This window comes from Ruegeria sp. ABV3_008 (assembly GCF_056161185.1).
The window spans coordinates 80089-96290 of record NZ_JBSWYP010000003.1; the positions used below are offsets into that span (position 1 = coordinate 80089).

General features: G+C 59.2%; 18 protein-coding genes and 1 riboswitch. Of the genes, 14 read left to right on the plus strand and 4 right to left on the minus strand.

Annotated features, from left to right (window positions below):
• Positions 1-2 precede the first annotated feature (2 nt).
• From galE to cysQ, 3 genes are all read right to left on the minus strand, one after another.
• A complete protein-coding gene (galE, locus tag ACXAH8_RS06920; RefSeq protein ID WP_475217133.1) occupies positions 3-986 on the minus strand; it encodes a UDP-glucose 4-epimerase GalE in 984 nt (327 codons plus the stop codon).
• A 69-nt stretch (positions 987-1055) separates the two neighbouring features.
• Positions 1056-1856 carry a 3-deoxy-manno-octulosonate cytidylyltransferase family protein gene (locus ACXAH8_RS06925; protein ID WP_475217135.1) on the minus strand — a complete coding sequence of 267 codons (801 nt, stop codon included), beginning with the start codon at positions 1854-1856 and terminating at the stop codon, positions 1056-1058.
• The gene (gene cysQ, locus ACXAH8_RS06930; protein ID WP_475217137.1) at positions 1856-2653 is read right to left on the minus strand and encodes a 3'(2'),5'-bisphosphate nucleotidase CysQ; all 798 of its coding nucleotides are present in this window, start codon (positions 2651-2653) and stop codon (positions 1856-1858) included. The genes ACXAH8_RS06925 and cysQ overlap by 1 nt, the downstream gene beginning before the upstream one ends.
• A gap of 122 nt (positions 2654-2775) precedes the next feature.
• Here cysQ and ACXAH8_RS06935 point away from each other — a divergent pair, with 122 nt between their 5' ends.
• On the plus strand, positions 2776-3597 hold the full coding sequence (locus ACXAH8_RS06935) for an ABC transporter permease (protein ID WP_475217139.1): 822 nt from the start codon (positions 2776-2778) through the stop codon (positions 3595-3597).
• Here the strand turns inward: ACXAH8_RS06935 and ACXAH8_RS06940 are convergent.
• A complete protein-coding gene (locus ACXAH8_RS06940) occupies positions 3594-4196 on the minus strand; it encodes an alpha-ketoglutarate-dependent dioxygenase AlkB family protein (RefSeq protein WP_475217141.1) in 603 nt (200 codons plus the stop codon). The genes ACXAH8_RS06935 and ACXAH8_RS06940 overlap by 4 nt on opposite strands.
• 214 nt (positions 4197-4410) lie before the next feature.
• Here ACXAH8_RS06940 and dnaK point away from each other — a divergent pair, with 214 nt between their 5' ends.
• The 13 genes from dnaK (at position 4411) to radC (ending at position 16090) form a co-directional block, all read left to right on the plus strand.
• A complete protein-coding gene (gene dnaK / locus ACXAH8_RS06945; RefSeq protein WP_170640934.1) occupies positions 4411-6318 on the plus strand; it encodes a molecular chaperone DnaK in 1908 nt (635 codons plus the stop codon).
• Positions 6319-6392: 74 nt separating this feature from the next.
• A complete protein-coding gene (gene dnaJ / locus ACXAH8_RS06950; RefSeq protein WP_170380244.1) occupies positions 6393-7541 on the plus strand; it encodes a molecular chaperone DnaJ in 1149 nt (382 codons plus the stop codon).
• Positions 7542-7793: 252 nt separating this feature from the next.
• Positions 7794-7898, plus strand: a riboswitch (TPP riboswitch).
• Positions 7899-7943: 45 nt separating this feature from the next.
• Positions 7944-8747: a bifunctional hydroxymethylpyrimidine kinase/phosphomethylpyrimidine kinase gene (gene thiD / locus ACXAH8_RS06955; RefSeq protein WP_475217144.1), complete on the plus strand. Its 804-nt coding sequence runs from the start codon at positions 7944-7946 to the stop codon at positions 8745-8747.
• On the plus strand, positions 8744-9721 hold the full coding sequence (locus ACXAH8_RS06960; protein WP_475217146.1) for an FAD-dependent oxidoreductase: 978 nt from the start codon (positions 8744-8746) through the stop codon (positions 9719-9721). The genes thiD and ACXAH8_RS06960 overlap by 4 nt, the downstream gene beginning before the upstream one ends.
• Positions 9705-9899 carry a sulfur carrier protein ThiS gene (gene thiS / locus ACXAH8_RS06965; protein ID WP_170660915.1) on the plus strand — a complete coding sequence of 65 codons (195 nt, stop codon included), beginning with the start codon at positions 9705-9707 and terminating at the stop codon, positions 9897-9899. The genes ACXAH8_RS06960 and thiS overlap by 17 nt, the downstream gene beginning before the upstream one ends.
• Positions 9900-9901: 2 nt before the next feature.
• Positions 9902-10666: a thiazole synthase gene (locus ACXAH8_RS06970; RefSeq protein WP_475217148.1), complete on the plus strand. Its 765-nt coding sequence runs from the start codon at positions 9902-9904 to the stop codon at positions 10664-10666.
• Positions 10663-11259 carry a thiamine phosphate synthase gene (locus ACXAH8_RS06975; RefSeq protein WP_475217150.1) on the plus strand — a complete coding sequence of 199 codons (597 nt, stop codon included), beginning with the start codon at positions 10663-10665 and terminating at the stop codon, positions 11257-11259. The genes ACXAH8_RS06970 and ACXAH8_RS06975 overlap by 4 nt, the downstream gene beginning before the upstream one ends.
• Positions 11256-12218 (plus strand): HesA/MoeB/ThiF family protein, encoded by a 963-nt coding sequence (locus ACXAH8_RS06980; protein WP_475217152.1) that lies wholly within the window; start codon positions 11256-11258, stop codon positions 12216-12218. Before ACXAH8_RS06975 ends, ACXAH8_RS06980 begins: the two co-directional genes overlap by 4 nt.
• Before the next feature lie 20 nt (positions 12219-12238).
• Positions 12239-13174, plus strand: a complete 936-nt coding sequence (locus ACXAH8_RS06985; protein WP_475217154.1) for an ABC transporter substrate-binding protein — start codon at positions 12239-12241, stop codon at positions 13172-13174.
• The gene (gene tenA, locus ACXAH8_RS06990) at positions 13171-13845 is read left to right on the plus strand and encodes a thiaminase II (RefSeq protein WP_475217156.1); all 675 of its coding nucleotides are present in this window, start codon (positions 13171-13173) and stop codon (positions 13843-13845) included. Before ACXAH8_RS06985 ends, tenA begins: the two co-directional genes overlap by 4 nt.
• Positions 13842-14567 (plus strand): ABC transporter ATP-binding protein, encoded by a 726-nt coding sequence (locus ACXAH8_RS06995; protein ID WP_475217158.1) that lies wholly within the window; start codon positions 13842-13844, stop codon positions 14565-14567. The genes tenA and ACXAH8_RS06995 overlap by 4 nt, the downstream gene beginning before the upstream one ends.
• Positions 14564-15298 carry an ABC transporter permease gene (locus ACXAH8_RS07000; RefSeq protein ID WP_170643454.1) on the plus strand — a complete coding sequence of 245 codons (735 nt, stop codon included), beginning with the start codon at positions 14564-14566 and terminating at the stop codon, positions 15296-15298. Before ACXAH8_RS06995 ends, ACXAH8_RS07000 begins: the two co-directional genes overlap by 4 nt.
• A 36-nt stretch (positions 15299-15334) precedes the next feature.
• Positions 15335-16090, plus strand: coding sequence for a RadC family protein (gene radC, locus ACXAH8_RS07005; protein ID WP_170380255.1), 756 nt, complete (start codon positions 15335-15337; stop codon positions 16088-16090).
• Positions 16091-16202: the final 112 nt, after the last annotated feature.

Below are 16202 nucleotides of genomic sequence, written 5' to 3' on the forward strand. Positions count from 1 at the left end.
GCTCATTTCTCGTAAGCGCCGGTTTGATGCCAGCGCCACGCGTCGGTGATCATCGTCTCTAGTGTTGAGCGTTTTGGCCTCCAGCCCAGCTCACCTTCGGCGCGGACCGAGCCTGACACCAGCTTGGTACAATCCCCTGCGCGGCGCGGTCCGACATTGTAGGGGACAGCGCGGTTGGTGACAGTTTTGGACTGCTCGATAACCTCAAGAACCGAGAAACCCGACCCGGTGCCCAGATTGAACACGCGGCTGCCCTTGCCCTGTTGCAGCCAGTTCAGGCCCAGAACATGCGCATCGACCAGATCGCAGACATGCACATAGTCGCGGATGCAGGTGCCGTCGGGTGTGTCATAGTCGGTGCCGAACACAGTCAAGCCATCCCGCTTGCCATCAATCGCATCCAGCATCAGCGGGATCAGATGCGTCTCAGGCCGGTGGAACTCTCCCACCTCGCCTTCGGGATCGGCACCGGCCACATTGAAATAGCGGAAGATCACGTGGCGCAGGCCATGGGCGGCCTCAAAATCCCGCAGGATATCCTCGATCGCGCGTTTTGACGCTCCATAGGCGTTGATCGGGTGCTGGGGCGTATCCTCGTCCAGCACCACGTTGTCCTGATCGCCATAGGTCGCGCAGGTCGAGGAAAATACGAAATCCAGACAGCCTGCGGCCACTGCGGCCTCGATTAGATTCAGCGAGCCTGTCACATTGTTCGACCAATAGCGGGCGGGCTCTTTCATGGCCTCACCCACCTGGCTGAGCGCGGCGAAATGCATCACGGCCTGAGGTTGATATTTGGCAAAAACCTCATCCAGCCGCGCGCGGTCAAGCAGATCGCCCTGTTCAAACGGGCCAAACTTGACCGCATCCTGCCAGCCGGTAACAAGATTGTCGTAGGTCACCGGTACAAAGCCCGCCTGCGCCAGCGCTTTGCAAGCGTGAGAGCCGATATAGCCTGCGCCACCCGTGACAAGGATCGTTTTCATATCAGGTCCAGTGGTCATAGTTGGGCGCTTCTACGTCAGATTGGCAGGCTGGGTCAGGGGGAAAAGGGATCACTCCAGCCCCATATCCGCCATCATCGCTTCGATCTTGGGCACGTCCTGAGGGTTGTTTAGCTCCCAGAACTGGCGGCCCTTGGCTTCGACTTCGACGCATAGAACCTTGCGGCCGTTTTCCATGAAGCGCAGCTGTTCCAGACCTTCCAACTTCTCCAACGGGCCGGTTGGCCAGCTTGGATAGGCAGCCAATGCATCCGGGCGGTAGGCATAGACGCCGACATGGTGAAACACAGGGGTTGGATCCGTGCCCGCATAGCTGTCGGACGTGAAGGGCACCACCTCTTTCGAGAAGTACATCGCGCTGTTATCGCTGGTAAAAACGGCAGTCGTGCCGCCGACGCGTCCGTGTTTGCGATCATTGAGCAGGCTGTTCAGCGCGTCTCCGTCGCAGCGCAGAACGGGTGTGGCAACACCGGCCTCGGGCGCGGCGCGCAGGCCCGAGATCAGGTCCTCGACAAACCAATGCGGTGTCAGCGGCGCGTCGCCTTGCAGGTTCACGATGATCTCATAGCCACCGCCCAAAACCTCATGCGCCTCGGCACAGCGTTCGGTGCCATTCTGGCAGGCTTCCGAGGTCATCACGACCTCGGCCCCGAACCCCTCGGCGGCCTCGCGGATGCGGTCGTCATCTGTGGCGACAACCACCTTGTCCGCGCCTGACACGGACTGCGCCGCCCGCCAGGAACGTTCGACCAAAGTTATGGCTTTGCCTGTTGCGCCGGTCAGCGGCACCAAAGGCTTGCCCGGATAGCGGGATGAGGCATAGCGGGCGGGGATTGCAATCAGAACAGACATCAGGCTTCCTTCAACTCAACACCCGGAGCGTAGGCGATGAAGAACGGGTTTGCATAGCCGTCCTTGCCATAGGTCAACGGTGTGTGGTCGTCGAACCTGACCACCTGACCACCGGCCCCTGCCAGTACAGCGTGCCCGGCGGCGGTGTCCCACTCCATCGTGCGCCCGACCCGCGGGTAGAGATCCGCCTCACCCGTTGCGACCAGACAGAACTTGAGGGACGAGCCCGCGCTCTTGCTGTCCTGCACCTGGTATTTGTTGATGTAATCCTCGGTTGCCTGATCCCGGTGCGATTTGGAGGCGACGATCAAAAGGGCGGAATTGTCCGGATTAGAGACTGAAATCGGCGTGATCTCCCCCGCATGGGCCTTGTCCAATGCGCCGGTTTCCTCGACCGATTGCCCATCGGCTTTGGTGTAGAACATGCGGCCGCGCGCAGGAGCATAGACGACACCGCGCGTAGGGGCACCGTTTTCGACCAGTGCGATATTGACGGTGAAGTCTCCGCGCCGGTTGATGAATTCCTTGGTGCCATCCAGCGGATCAACGATCAGGAAAGTTTCGCCCTTCTCGGAATGCGACGCGGCCTGTTCTTCGGTCACCAGCAGGATGTTGGGGAAGGCGGCGCGCAGCCCTTCTGAGATCAACACATCGGCGGCCTCATCAGCTTCGGTCACAGGGCTTTCATCTGATTTGACCTTCACATCGAACGTATCCGAGTTGTAGATCTCCATAATCTTGTCACCGGCTTCTAGTGCCAGACGTCGGATGACGGGGATAAGGGCGTCGTAGGTCACAAAAAAGCTCCGATTTGGTGGTTTGTTGATCGAATGTGGTGACGGACTTATGATGTGCTGGTTACCGAACGGCAAGGTATTCGTGAAAGACTGAGGTCAACAGAGCAGGAAAGACCCGACACGTGTTCTATTTCAGGAATAACAAGACCCTGCTGGGTGGTGCATTCACCACGGTCGAGCTGATCTTTCATGCCGTTGTACGCGATATCCGGACCCAGCACTCAAACGCAGTGGTCGCGATTATCCGCAGCATTGTTCAGGTCCTTGCGATGGTTCTGGTGTTTTACATGATCATGTCCTTTATGGGCACGCGGGTGGCCAAGGTGCGTGGCGACATTGTTCTCTACCTCTTGTCTGGTGTGTTTCTGTTTATGCTGCACATTAAATCGGTAAAAAAAGTTGCGGGTGTCGGGGCGGGAAACAACCCAATGATGCTGCACTCACCTATGAACATGGTGATCACGATCGTGGCCACGGCGTTGGGGACGCTCTACACAATGATGGTGACGATGTTCATCATCCTATTCCTCTACCATGCTGCAGTAAAACCGTTGGTGATCGAGCAGCCGGGGCCTGCTTTCGCGATGGTTCTTTTGTCGTGGTTCACCGGATGCGCTGTAGGGCTGGTCCTTATGGCGCTGCGACCTTGGTTTCCGATGACGGCGAGCATTCTGACCACGGTTTACCGACGGTTGCAGATGATCTTCTCAGGCAAGATGTTTCTAGCCAATGCGCTGGGCGGATACATGTTGATGCTGTTCGCGTGGAACCCCCTGTTTCATTTGATCGACCAGTGTCGCGGCTATGTGTTTCGCAATTATTACCCGCGCAATACAAGCTGGGAATATGCGGTCTGGGTTGGAGTCGCGCTGCTAATGATCGGTCTGTTGGGCGTTTTCTTCACCAAGAAACACGTCTCACAAAGCTGGAGCGCGCGCCGCTAAAGCGCAACGCGCAGGGTTAGGTTGATCCGCCCGCCTTTGGGCAGCAGTTTGGATGATTTGAACCGGATGCGGTCCACGCCGTGATAGGTCAATCGCGCTGGGCCGCCCATGATCACGACATCGCCCGAGTTCAGCCAGATGGATTCCGTCTTGCCTCCGCGTGTTGTGTTGCCGATGCGGAAGAGCGCGTCATCGCCGAGCGAGACCGACAGCACGGGCCATGAGAAATCGACCTCATCCTTGTCCTGATGCAGGCCCATCTTCGCGTCTTCGCCATAGTAGTTGATCAGGCAGCAATCCGGTGCGCGATCACGCCCCACCAGATCCTGCCAGATCGCAAGGACAGGTTCGGGGATCTTGGGCCAGTCCGTGCCCTTGGGATGCTGGCCCTGATAGCGGTAGCCCGCCTTGTCCGTCACCCATCCCAAATCCCCGGCCGAGGTCATGCGAACCGACATCACTTTGCCCGATGGTGTCACGGGGCGGAACAGGGGTGCGGATTTCAGAATCGGGCGCAGCGCATCGATCAGCCGGCTCTGGACGGCATTGTCCAGATAGCCTTTCCTGATCTCAAATCCCCGTAAAAGCAGCCGAGTCATCCCGGATTCCCCATTCCTTACCAAATCCTTGCCAAAAAAGGCCGCAGATTCCCGAAAACCTGCAATTCAGAATGCTTGCAGGCCTCTGGTCCGGCCCTTATATACGCCGAGACGCGCGATGGTGTAGTGCTGTCGCGCACATCAGATCGGGGACGGGATGCCATAACGGGTCCGGCCCTCGGGACATCGCCTTGAAGAGAAAGGGATTGAAAATATGGGTAAAGTAATCGGGATTGACCTCGGCACCACCAACTCGTGTGTTGCGATCATGGATGGTTCGCAGCCGAAGGTCATCGAAAACGCCGAAGGGGCGCGGACCACGCCCTCGATCGTCGCCTTCACCGAAGATGAGCGACTGGTCGGTCAGCCTGCAAAACGTCAGGCGGTCACCAACCCCGACAACACGATTTTTGGCGTCAAGCGTCTGATCGGTCGTCGTGTGGATGATGCCGAAGTCGAAAAAGACAAGAAAATGGTGCCCTATGCCATCGTCAATGGCGGCAACGGGGACGCATGGGTTGAAGCCCGTGGTGAAAAGTACTCCCCAAGCCAAATCTCGGCCTTCACTCTGGGCAAGATGAAGGAAACCGCAGAAAGCTATCTGGGTGAGGAAGTCACGCAAGCGGTTATCACCGTTCCAGCATACTTCAACGACGCACAGCGTCAGGCCACCAAAGACGCCGGCAAAATCGCCGGTCTGGAAGTGCTGCGGATCATCAACGAACCGACTGCGGCTGCTCTGGCCTATGGTCTGGACAAAGAAGAAACCCAAACCATCGCGGTCTATGACCTTGGTGGTGGTACCTTCGACGTGACCATCCTGGAGATCGATGACGGCCTGTTCGAGGTCAAATCGACCAATGGTGACACCTTCCTGGGTGGTGAAGACTTTGACATGCGCATCGTCAACTACCTGGCGGACGAGTTCAAAAAGGAACACGGTGTCGACCTGTCGCAAGACAAAATGGCCCTGCAGCGTCTGAAAGAAGCCGCTGAAAAAGCCAAGATCGAGCTGTCCTCGACCTCGCAGACCGAAATCAACCAGCCGTTCATCTCAATGGGGTCGAACGGTCAGCCGTTGCACATGGTCATGAAGCTGACCCGTGCCAAGCTGGAATCGCTGGTTTCCGACCTGATCAAAAAGTCGATGAAGCCTTGCGCCGCCGCTCTGAAAGACGCCGGTCTGTCGGCTGCCGACGTGGACGAAGTTGTTCTGGTCGGTGGTATGACCCGGATGCCGAAAGTGATCGAAGAGGTCACCAAATTCTTCGGCAAAGAGCCCCACAAAGGTGTGAACCCGGACGAAGTGGTTGCCATGGGCGCGGCTATCCAAGCCGGTGTTCTGCAGGGCGACGTCAAGGACGTGGTTCTGCTGGACGTGACCCCGCTGTCGCTGGGCATCGAAACTCTGGGTGGCGTGTTCACCCGCCTGATCGACCGCAACACCACGATCCCGACCAAGAAGTCTCAGGTCTTCTCGACCGCCGAGGACAACCAGAACGCCGTGACTATCCGCGTGTTCCAGGGTGAGCGTGAAATGGCTGCGGACAACAAAATCCTGGGTCAGTTCAACCTCGAAGATATCCCGCCGGCACCGCGCGGTATGCCTCAGATCGAGGTGACTTTTGACATCGACGCCAACGGCATTGTCTCGGTTTCGGCCAAGGACAAGGGCACCGGCAAAGAGCAGAAGATCACCATCCAGGCCTCGGGCGGTCTGTCCGACGAGGACATCGAAAAGATGGTCAAGGACGCCGAAGAGAACGCGGAAGCCGACAAGGAACGCCGCGAGCTGGTCGACGCCAAGAACCAGGCGGAAAGCCTCATCCACTCGACCGAGAAGTCGATGGAAGAGCACTCCGACAAGGTCGATCCGACCACCATCGAAGCCATTGAGCTGGCAATTGCCGCGCTGAAGGACGAGCTGGAAACAGAGAACGCCGACAAGATCAAGTCTGGCATCCAAAACGTCACCGAAGCAGCTATGAAGCTGGGCGAAGCCATCTACAAGGCGCAAGCCGAAGAGGGCGAGGAAGAGCCTGCAGCGGCAGATGCGGGTCCTGTGGATGATGACATTGTCGACGCCGAGTTCGAAGATCTGGACGACGACAAGCGTAAGTAACCGGTAACCGGGCCAATCTGGGCCGGTCCGCTTGCCGGGCCGGCCCGATTACGTTGAGGCAGAAGGGAAAACTGATGTCAAAACGCGACTACTATGATGTGCTTGGTGTAACCAAAGGCGCATCTGCGGATGAGATCAAGAAAGGTTTTCGCAAGAAAGCCAAGGAATTGCATCCTGACCGCAACAAAGACAACCCGGATGCCGAAGCGCAGTTCAAAGAAGCGAACGAAGCCTATGACGTGCTGCGCGATGCCGACAAAAAAGCCGCCTACGACCGCTTTGGTCACGCCGCTTTTGAAAATGGCATGGGCGGTGGTGGCCGTCCGGGCGGCGGATTTGGTCAGGGTGACTTCTCCAGCGCGTTCTCGGATGTGTTCGATGATCTGTTCGGCGACTTCATGGGTGGACAACGTGGTGGCGGCGGCGGACGTCGCGCGGCACGCGGGTCCGACCTGCGCTATAATCTGCGCGTAACGCTGGAAGAGGCTTTCTCGGGCCTGCAGAAAACCATCAACGTCCCCGCAGCGGTGGCTTGTTCGGCCTGTGATGGCTCGGGTGCAGAGGGTGGTGTTGAACCTACGACATGTCCAACCTGCTCGGGCATGGGTAAGGTCCGCGCGCAGCAAGGGTTCTTTACCGTTGAGCGGACTTGTCCGACCTGTTCGGGCCTTGGGCAGATCATCAAAAACCCCTGTAAATCCTGCAATGGCGCGGGTCGTGTGGAAAAAGAACGCGCGCTGTCGGTCAATATCCCAGCCGGTGTTGAGACCGGTACGCGCATCCGCCTCGCGGGTGAGGGTGAGGCCGGTATGCGCGGCGGCCCTCCGGGTGACCTCTATATCTTTGTTGAGGTCTCGGACCACAAACTGTTCGAACGTGACAGCGTGAACCTCTATTGTCGCGTACCAGTCAGCATGGCCAAAGCCGCGCTGGGTGGGTCCATAGAAGTGCCGACCATTGATGGCGGGCGCGGACGGGTGCAGATCCCGGCCGGCAGCCAATCGGGCCGTCAAATGCGCTTGCGCGGAAAGGGTATGCCTGCGCTGCGGGGCGGTGGCATCGGTGACATGTTCATCGAACTGGCTGTGGAAACTCCGGTCAACCTTACCTCTCGCCAGAAAGAACTTTTGCGTGAGTTTGATGATTTGGGTGAGGATAACCATCCAGAATCAAAAAGCTTTTTCTCATCCGTGAAGTCCTTCTGGGACGGGATGAAAAGCTAAGTTCAGGCCGCTCCAACTGGGGCGGCCTTTTTCGATTGAGGTTCTGATCCCGCCGCCCCACACGTCTCTGTCGCCGGGTGGCTCGGCCTTCCAAAGGATGTGTTCCTCCATTCTGCTGTCGCAAATAGCTTCGAAGCTTGCGCCAGATTCCCGCAAACTCCACCGTTCCTCTGGCCTTATTTTATTGAAGATATTGGCCATACGATACGTGGATTGAGGCTTGATTTTCCAGAACGGTCCTGAGATTGTCCGCATCAACCGTTGGGGTGCCCTTATCGAAGGGCTGAGAGGCGCAAGCGCTAACCCATCGAACCTGATCCGGGCAATTCCGGCGTAGGGAACGGTCTAAAGCAAACAGACGTTTTCCATGCCCGAGTTGCTCACAATAGATGGAGCAACGACGTGGCACCTATTGCCTTGACCATAGCAGGATCCGACAGCGGCGGCGGCGCAGGCATTCAGGCCGATCTCAAGGCGATGTCAGCTTTAGGCGTCTTCGGGGCCAGCGTGATCACCGCTGTTACTGCTCAGAACACGCAGGCGGTTACGGCCGTGCATGGTATCCCGTCGGAGGTCATCTCGGCCCAGATCGAAGCGGTGCTCAGCGATCTGGACGTGCGCGCTATCAAGATCGGAATGCTGGCAACACCAGAGATTATTGAAACCGTGGCGCAGGGGATTTCCGGGTTTCAAGGGCCAATCGTTCTGGACCCCGTGATGATTGCGAAATCCGGTGATGCCCTTCTGGCCGATGAAGCGGTTCAAACCCTGCGCGATGTCTTGTTGCCTCGTGCGACGGTTCTGACGCCAAACCTGCCCGAGGCGGCATGTTTGCTGGATCAAGGTGATGCCGACACGCCTGAGGTGATGGTTGAACAGGGCAAAGCTCTGTGTGCGTTGGGTGCAAAAGCGGTCTTGATGAAGGGCGGTCATGGCAAGGGGGATGTTTGCCATGATCTGCTGATCGACGAAACCGGGGTGATTGCCGAATTTCAAGCTCCTCGGAAGGCCACTCGAAACACCCATGGAACGGGTTGCACGCTGTCCTCATCCATCGCTGCCGGTTTGGCCAAAGGTTGGACACTTGTCGATGCCGTGGCGCAGGCGCATAGGTATCTGCAGGGCGCCATCACGCGGGCCGATGAGCTAAAGGTCGGTGCGGGCCACGGGCCTGTTCATCACTTCCACCGGGTTTGGCCTGCGTGACTCTCTGGTCCGTCATAGGCGCCGGTGTAGCCGGTTTGGCCGTCGCGTCCGAGCTGGTCTCGCGCGGGGCAAAGGTGCAGGTTTTTGATCCCGGCGGTCCTCCGGGTCCGCATGGATGTTCCTGGTGGGCGGGTGGTATGCTGGCCCCGTGGTGCGAGTATGAAAACGCCGAGGAACCTGTCCTCAGGCTCGGTCAATCTGCCATTGACTGGTGGGCGTCCCGAACACCTGTGCAACGATGCGGTACTCTGGTCGTGGCCAATGCGCGGGACATTCCGGATTTGCGTAGATTTGCCCGTCGGACGAATTCTTATTCCGAAGTAGATCGGGCAAAAATCGCCAATTTAGAGCCTGATTTGCATGGGTTCGGAAAGGGACTGTTCTTCGATCAAGAAGCGCATCTTGACCCCCGTCAGGCGTTGCTCGACCTGCACCGAGGACTCGAAGACAAGGGCGTTGAATTCCACCGCAAACTCGCACCTGCACAGCTGGAGAACGCCATCGATTGTCGAGGTTTGCACGCACGGGAATATCTGCATGATCTGCGCGGCGTAAAGGGTGAGATGCTGGTGGTGCGATGCCCTGATGTGATGCTGACACGCCCCGTGCGCCTGTTGCACCCGCGGATGCCGCTCTACATCGTCCCACGTGGCGGGGGCATTTACATGCTGGGCGCGACCATGATCGAAAGCGAAGACAGCAGCCGGATTACCGCGCGCTCAATGCTGGAACTGCTCAGCGCGGCCTACGCTTTGAACCCGGCCTTTGGTGAGGCTGAGGTGCTGGAAATCGGCGTCGATCTGCGCCCTGCCTTTCCTGACAACCTGCCGCGCATCCGGCGTTTGGGCCGGACGATCTATGCCAATGGTCTTTATCGCCATGGCTACCTGTTGGCCCCAGCGCTGGCGCAGGGCGTGGCCGATCTGGCGCTTGAGAACAAACATTCGGAGATGGTCGATGAAGATCGTGCTTAATGGCGACCCCAAGGAGGTAAAGGCCTCCACCTTGGCAGAGCTGCTAGATGAATGCGGTTTCTCGGGCCGTGTCGCAACGGCGGTGAACGAGGAATTCGTGCCCTCCAGTCTGCGCATTGCCCATGCCCTGTCCGAAGGTGACCGAGTCGAAATCCTGTCGCCGATGCAAGGAGGGTGAGGATGAAAAGCTTTTATGGCGTCGCTCTGCCCAACCCGCTGATGCTGGGCACCGCGCAATATCCCAGCCCTGCTATCCTAGAACAGGCGTTTCGCGACAGCGGTGCAGGTGTGGCGACTGTCTCTCTGCGGCGGGAATCGGGGGCGGGTCAGACCTTTTGGCAGATGATCCGTGATCTGGGCGTGCTGGTGCTGCCCAACACTGCCGGGTGCCATACGATCAAAGAGGCAGTGACTACCGCGCATATGGCCCGCGAAGTGTTTGAGACCAAGTGGATCAAGCTGGAGCTGATCGGCCATACCGACAGTCTGCAGCCGGACGTCTTCCAGCTGGTCGAAGCCGCGCGCATCCTGACCGAGGACGGGTTCGAGGTCTTCCCTTATACCACCGACGACCTGATCGTGGGCGAGCGGCTGCTTGAGGCCGGGTGCGAGGTTCTGATGCCCTGGGGTGCGCCCATCGGCTCTGGCCGGGGGTTGAACAATGAATACGCCCTGCGCGCGATGCGGGCCGAGTTTCCGGATGTGCCGCTGGTGATTGATGCCGGGATCGGCCTGCCCAGCCATGCGGCCCACGCGATGGAGCTGGGATATGACGCCGTATTGCTGAACACTGCCGTCGCCCGCGCCGGTGATCCGGCGTTGATGGCAAAGGCCATGATGCGCGCGGTTGAGGCCGGGCAGCTGGCCCATCAGGCCGACCCGATCGAGGCTCGAGACATGGCCGAACCCTCAACCCCCGTTGTCGGAAAGGCGTTCCTGTCATGAGCTTGGACCGTTTTTACCCGATCTTTGACCACTCGGACTGGCTGCGGCGGATGATACCCTTGGGTGTAAAGCTGGTCCAGCTGCGCATGAAGGATCAGCCGGACGATGTTGTCCGGGCCGAGATCGCGACCTCTCGCGAACTGTGCAATCAGCATGGCGCGGTTCTGGTGGTGAACGATTTTTGGCAGGCTGCGATAGATGCTGGCTGCGACTGGATCCATCTGGGGCAGGAAGATTTGGATGATGCCGACCTCAAGGCGATCCGAAAAGCGGGCCTAAAGCTGGGCGTTTCCACCCATGACGATGATGAGCTAGAACGTGTTTTGGCCATGGACCCCGACTACGTCGCGCTGGGGCCGGTCTATCCGACGATCCTGAAAAAGATGAAGTGGGAGCAGCAGGGCCTGCCGCGAGTCACCGAGTGGAAAGCCCGTGTGGGCGATATTCCTCTGGTCGGGATTGGCGGTATGAGCGTCGAACGCGCGCCCGGCGTGCTTGAGGCGGGGGCAGACATTGTCTCGGTCGTCACAGACATCACCCTGAACGCCGACCCCGAGGCACGGGTGCGCCAGTGGATCGAGGCCACCAGATGAGCCGCTACGCCCGACAGATGATCCTGCCTGAGGTGGGGGCCGAAGGGCAGGCGCGCCTGTCCAAGGCGCGGGTTTTGGTTGTCGGGGCGGGTGGATTGGCGGCTCCGGTCCTACCTTTGTTGGCTGGGGCGGGCGTTGGGCATCTGACGATCCTCGATGCGGATGACGTGGCCCTGTCGAACTTGCATCGACAGACGCTGTTTTCTGAGGCTGATTGCGGACGCTCAAAGGTCGAAGTAGCAGCCGATCGCTGCCGTGCTTTGAATTCTGATATCGACGTCGTCGCGCCAAAACAGGCTCTAACAAGCGAAAATGCGGCTGGTTTTGTTTCACAGGCCGATCTGATCCTCGACTGTGCGGACAGCTATGCCGCCAGCTACACCCTGTCGGATATCTGCCTGACCTTGGGCAAACCATTGGTCAGCGCATCGGTGTTGGGCCTGTCTGGTTATGTTGGAGCATTCTGCGGCGGCGCACCCTCACTGCGGGCCGTGTTCCCCGAGGCTCCGACCAGCGGGGCGAGCTGTGCTACGGCAGGTGTGCTGGGGCCAGTCGTGGGGATGATCGGCGCGATACAGGCGCAGATGGCGTTGGCTTTGATCCTCGGCCTCGACCCGTCGCCCCTAGGCCAGATGGTGCAGGTGGATGCCCGGACCTTCCGAAGCTCTAGCTTCCGTTTTGACGCAGCGCCTGAGCCTGAACATTCCTTCGCCTTCGTCGCCGCCTCGCAGCTGTCTTCAGACGATGTGATTGTTGAGCTTCGGGACGAGGATGAAGCTCCTCAACCCATCCACCCTCTGGCACGTCGCTTAAACGTGGAGCACCTGAAATCAGAGCCTAACAAGGAAAAACGACTGGCTTTGTGCTGTGCAACTGGCCTGCGCTCCTGGCGTGCGGCTGAACAGATTGAACCGGATTGGCCGGGCGAGATTGTCCTCGTTGCGGCCTCAACCTCGTGAGTGAAAAGGAAACGCGAGACATGAAAAAGCTGATGACAGCCATCACCCTTCTGGCCGCTGCGCCGGCCTGGGCCGAAGACAAGATGACCGTTCTGCTGGATTGGTTCATCAACCCCGATCATGGGCCCATCATAGTGGCGCAGGAAAACGGCTATTTCGCCGAGCAGGGCCTCGAGGTTGAGATCGTTCCGCCCGCCGATCCTTCCGCTCCGCCGCGTCTGGTGGCTGCCGGTCAGGCCGAACTGGCCGTATCCTATCAACCTCAGCTGCACCTGCAGATCCACGAAGGCTTGCCGCTGAAACGCGTCGGCACGCTGGTCGCGACTCCTCTGAACTGCTTACTGGTTTTGGAAGACGGCCCGATCAAGTCGCCTGCGGACCTGAAGGGCAAGAAAATCGGCTTCTCGGTCGCTGGTGTGGAAGAGGCCGTTCTGACCACCGTTCTGGGTAAATATGGCGTGACTCTGGACGATGTTGAATTGATCAACGTGAACTTCTCGCTCTCACCGTCGCTGATGACCGGCCAGGTGGATGCAGTGATCGGTGCCTATCGCAACTTCGAGCTGAACCAGATGGATATCGAAGGCCGCCCCGGCACCTGCTTCTATATCGAGGAAGAGGGCGTGCCGTCTTATGACGAACTGATTTACGTCGCCAACCCCGAGACGATGGATAAGGACAAGATCGCGCGTTTCCTGGCGGCGACAGAAAAAGCGACCCAGTACATTGTCAACAACCCCGAAAAAAGCTGGGAGATTTTCGCCGCGACTTCGCCCGAGCTGCAGGATGAGCTGAATGCTCGCGCGTGGGTCGACACTCTGCCGCGCTTTGCTCTGCGCCCGGCGGGTTTTGATGCGGGCCGTTATGCCCGATTTGAGACCTTCCTGAACGAAAGCGGCATGATCGACAACGTTCTGCCGGTCAGCGACATCACCATCGACGTGACCGCGCAATGAGCGACTATGGCAAAGCCTTCACGTTGATGCGTGATGCGGCGCAGGGGCCGTGGCGGGACTACACCCGCCACGCCTTTGTCGAAGGGATGAAGGACGGCTCTCTGCCCCGAGAGGCATTCCTGCATTACCTGCGCCAGGACTATGTGTTTCTGATCCATTTCAGCCGCGCCTGGGCGCTGGCGGTGGTGAAATCGGAAACGCATTCCGAAATGCTGACTGCTGTGGGCACCGTGAACGCCTTGGTCGCGGAAGAGATGCAGCTGCATGTCGGGATCTGCGAAGCGGCCGGGATTTCTCAGGAGGAGCTGTTTGCAACCCCGGAACGTGCCGAAAATCTGGCCTATACGCGGTTCGTGCTTGAGGCCGGGTATAGTGGCGACCTGTTGGACTTGCTGGCAGCGCTGGCACCCTGTGTGATGGGATACGGAGGAATCGGGTCTCGACTGGCCTCCGAGGCCACATCCGAGACCTATCGCGACTGGATCAACACCTATGCTGGTGAGGACTACCAGGGCGCGTGCAAGGCGGTTGGTGAATTGTTGGATTCGGCTCTAACACGGCGTATTGGAGCGGATTTCGAGGTTTCTCCGCGATGGGAGCGTTTGTGCCAAACCTTCCGAACCGCCACGGAGCTAGAGGTCAATTTCTGGCAAATGGGTCTGACTCCATGACCCCGGCGCCCGATCTCACCATCAGCGGACACGCGAGCATTGGCGATACGCCCTTATTCGCACCGCTGACCCTGACCCTTGGGGCGGGGCAGTGGACTTGTCTGTTGGGTGGATCGGGCGTTGGCAAAACCACGGTTCTGCGCCTGATTGCCGGGCTGGAGACAGGCGCTGATTTCACTGGTCAGATCATGGCCAGCGATGGCCAAACCGTCCCGACCCGCGTGGCCTATATGGCGCAGGATGACTTGCTGCTGCCTTGGGCGACGGTGGCGCAAAATGTCTCGCTCGGAGCGCGCTTGCGGGGTGAGAAACCCGATCTGGATCGCCGGGATCGCCTGATCGAGCGGATGCGCTTACAAGACCACATGGCCAAGAAACCGTCGGGACTGTCCGGCGGCCAGAGACAGCGCGTCGCCTTGGCGCGGACCCTGATGGAGGATCGCCCCATCGTGCTGCTGGATGAGCCATTCTCGGCGCTCGACGCGCGCACCCGCGCGGACATGCAGGATCTGGCCGCAGAGGCGCTACAGGGTCGAACAGTCCTTCTGGTCACCCACGATCCGGCCGAGGCTGCGCGTCTAGGCCAATCCATTGTCGTGATGACACAGCAGGGGCTGACCCCTTGCGCCCCACCTGCCGCGCCAGCACCGCGCCATGTGGATGATCTGGAGACATTGGAAACCCAAGGCGCGTTGCTGAAACTATTGAGAGAGGCGGCATGAAACTCCTCTCCGCCCTCGCCGCGACCTTGTTCGCTCTGGCCGTCTGGCAAGCGATTGTCAGCCTGACCGGCCTGCCCAAATTCATCCTGCCCGGCCCGGCGCTTGTGGCCGAGACCTGGTGGCAGAATCGCTGGGTGATTGCGGAACACACTTGGATTACTGCGGTTGAGGTCGTGATTGGCCTGGCGGTTGGTACCGTTCTAGGCGTTGTCACCGCGCTGCAGCTGGCCAATTCGCGGGCCGCACGGGTGCTGGTGCAGCCGATGCTGGTGTTCACCCAGGCTCTGCCGGTATTCGCGTTGGCGCCGCTGCTGACCCTGTGGCTGGGCTATGGCCTTTGGTCCAAGGTCGCAATGGCGGTTCTGATCATCTACTTTCCGATCACCTCATCCTTCTTTGACGGTCTGATGAGGACCCCACCCGGATATCTCGATCTTGCGCGAACGATGCAGGCAAGCCCGCGTTCGGTTCTGTGGCACATCCGTATCCCGGCGGCGCTGCCCTCGCTGGCCTCGGGGATGCGATTGGCGGCGGTCTATGCGCCGATTGGCGCGGTGATCGGCGAATGGGTCGGGTCCTCGCAAGGGTTGGGCTACCTGATGCTACTGGCCAATGGCCGGGCCAAGACCGATCTGATGTTCGCGGCCATGCTGACTTTGGGCGTGTTTTCGATCCTGCTGCATATGCTGGTGCGCCGCGCCACAGCGCGCATGGCCGGTGAGGCGCGTTAACCTTTCAGAAACCGATTCTGCGCCAAGGTAAGGCCCATGACACAGGACGCCTTTGCCGAAGCCCCAATGCTTTTCGATACGGACGAAGCGCCAGCGCAGCCGCTGCCGACGGGTCGGTTACCCTCCTACATCAAAGACCATCGCAAGCGGCTGCGCGAACGGTTCATGTCTGGCGGCTCGGGCGCTATGCCGGATTATGAGTTGCTGGAACTGGTGTTGTTTCGGTCCATCCCGCGTCAGGATGTGAAACCGCTGGCCCGGCTGCTGATGGATACGTTCGGCGATTTTAACCGCGTGCTGACCGCGCCCGCGGAGCGGTTGCGTCAAATCAAAGGCGTCGGGGAAACCGTCATCACCGATCTGAAAATCCTTGAGGCCTGCGCCCATCGCATGGCCCGCGCACGAGTGATGCAGCGCCACGTGATCTCAGGCTGGGATGCTTTGCTGGACTATTGCCACACAACGATGGCGCACCGTGAGATCGAGCAGTTTCGCGTGTTCTACCTTGACCGTAAGAACGTGATGATCGCGGATGAAGAGCAGGCGAAGGGCACTGTCGATCACGTACCGGTCTACCCGCGCGAGGTGGCGAAACGAGCGCTGGAGTTGAACGCCTCGGCCCTGATTTTGGTGCACAACCATCCTTCCGGCGACCCGACGCCGTCGCAATCGGATATCGACATGACCAACCGCATTCAGGATGCCTGCACGGCCTTGGGGCTGACCCTGCACGACCATCTGATTATCGGAAAATCAACCGAGCTGAGCTTTCGGTCCGAGGGGTATTTGTGACGGGCAAAGTCGCGCTTTCAGTTGATCGACCAAACGACTGAAATTGTCATCTGGGCTGAGAGCTCCACTTTGGCCGATTCATATCGATGAGGACAGATCCTCGCTTTCGCCC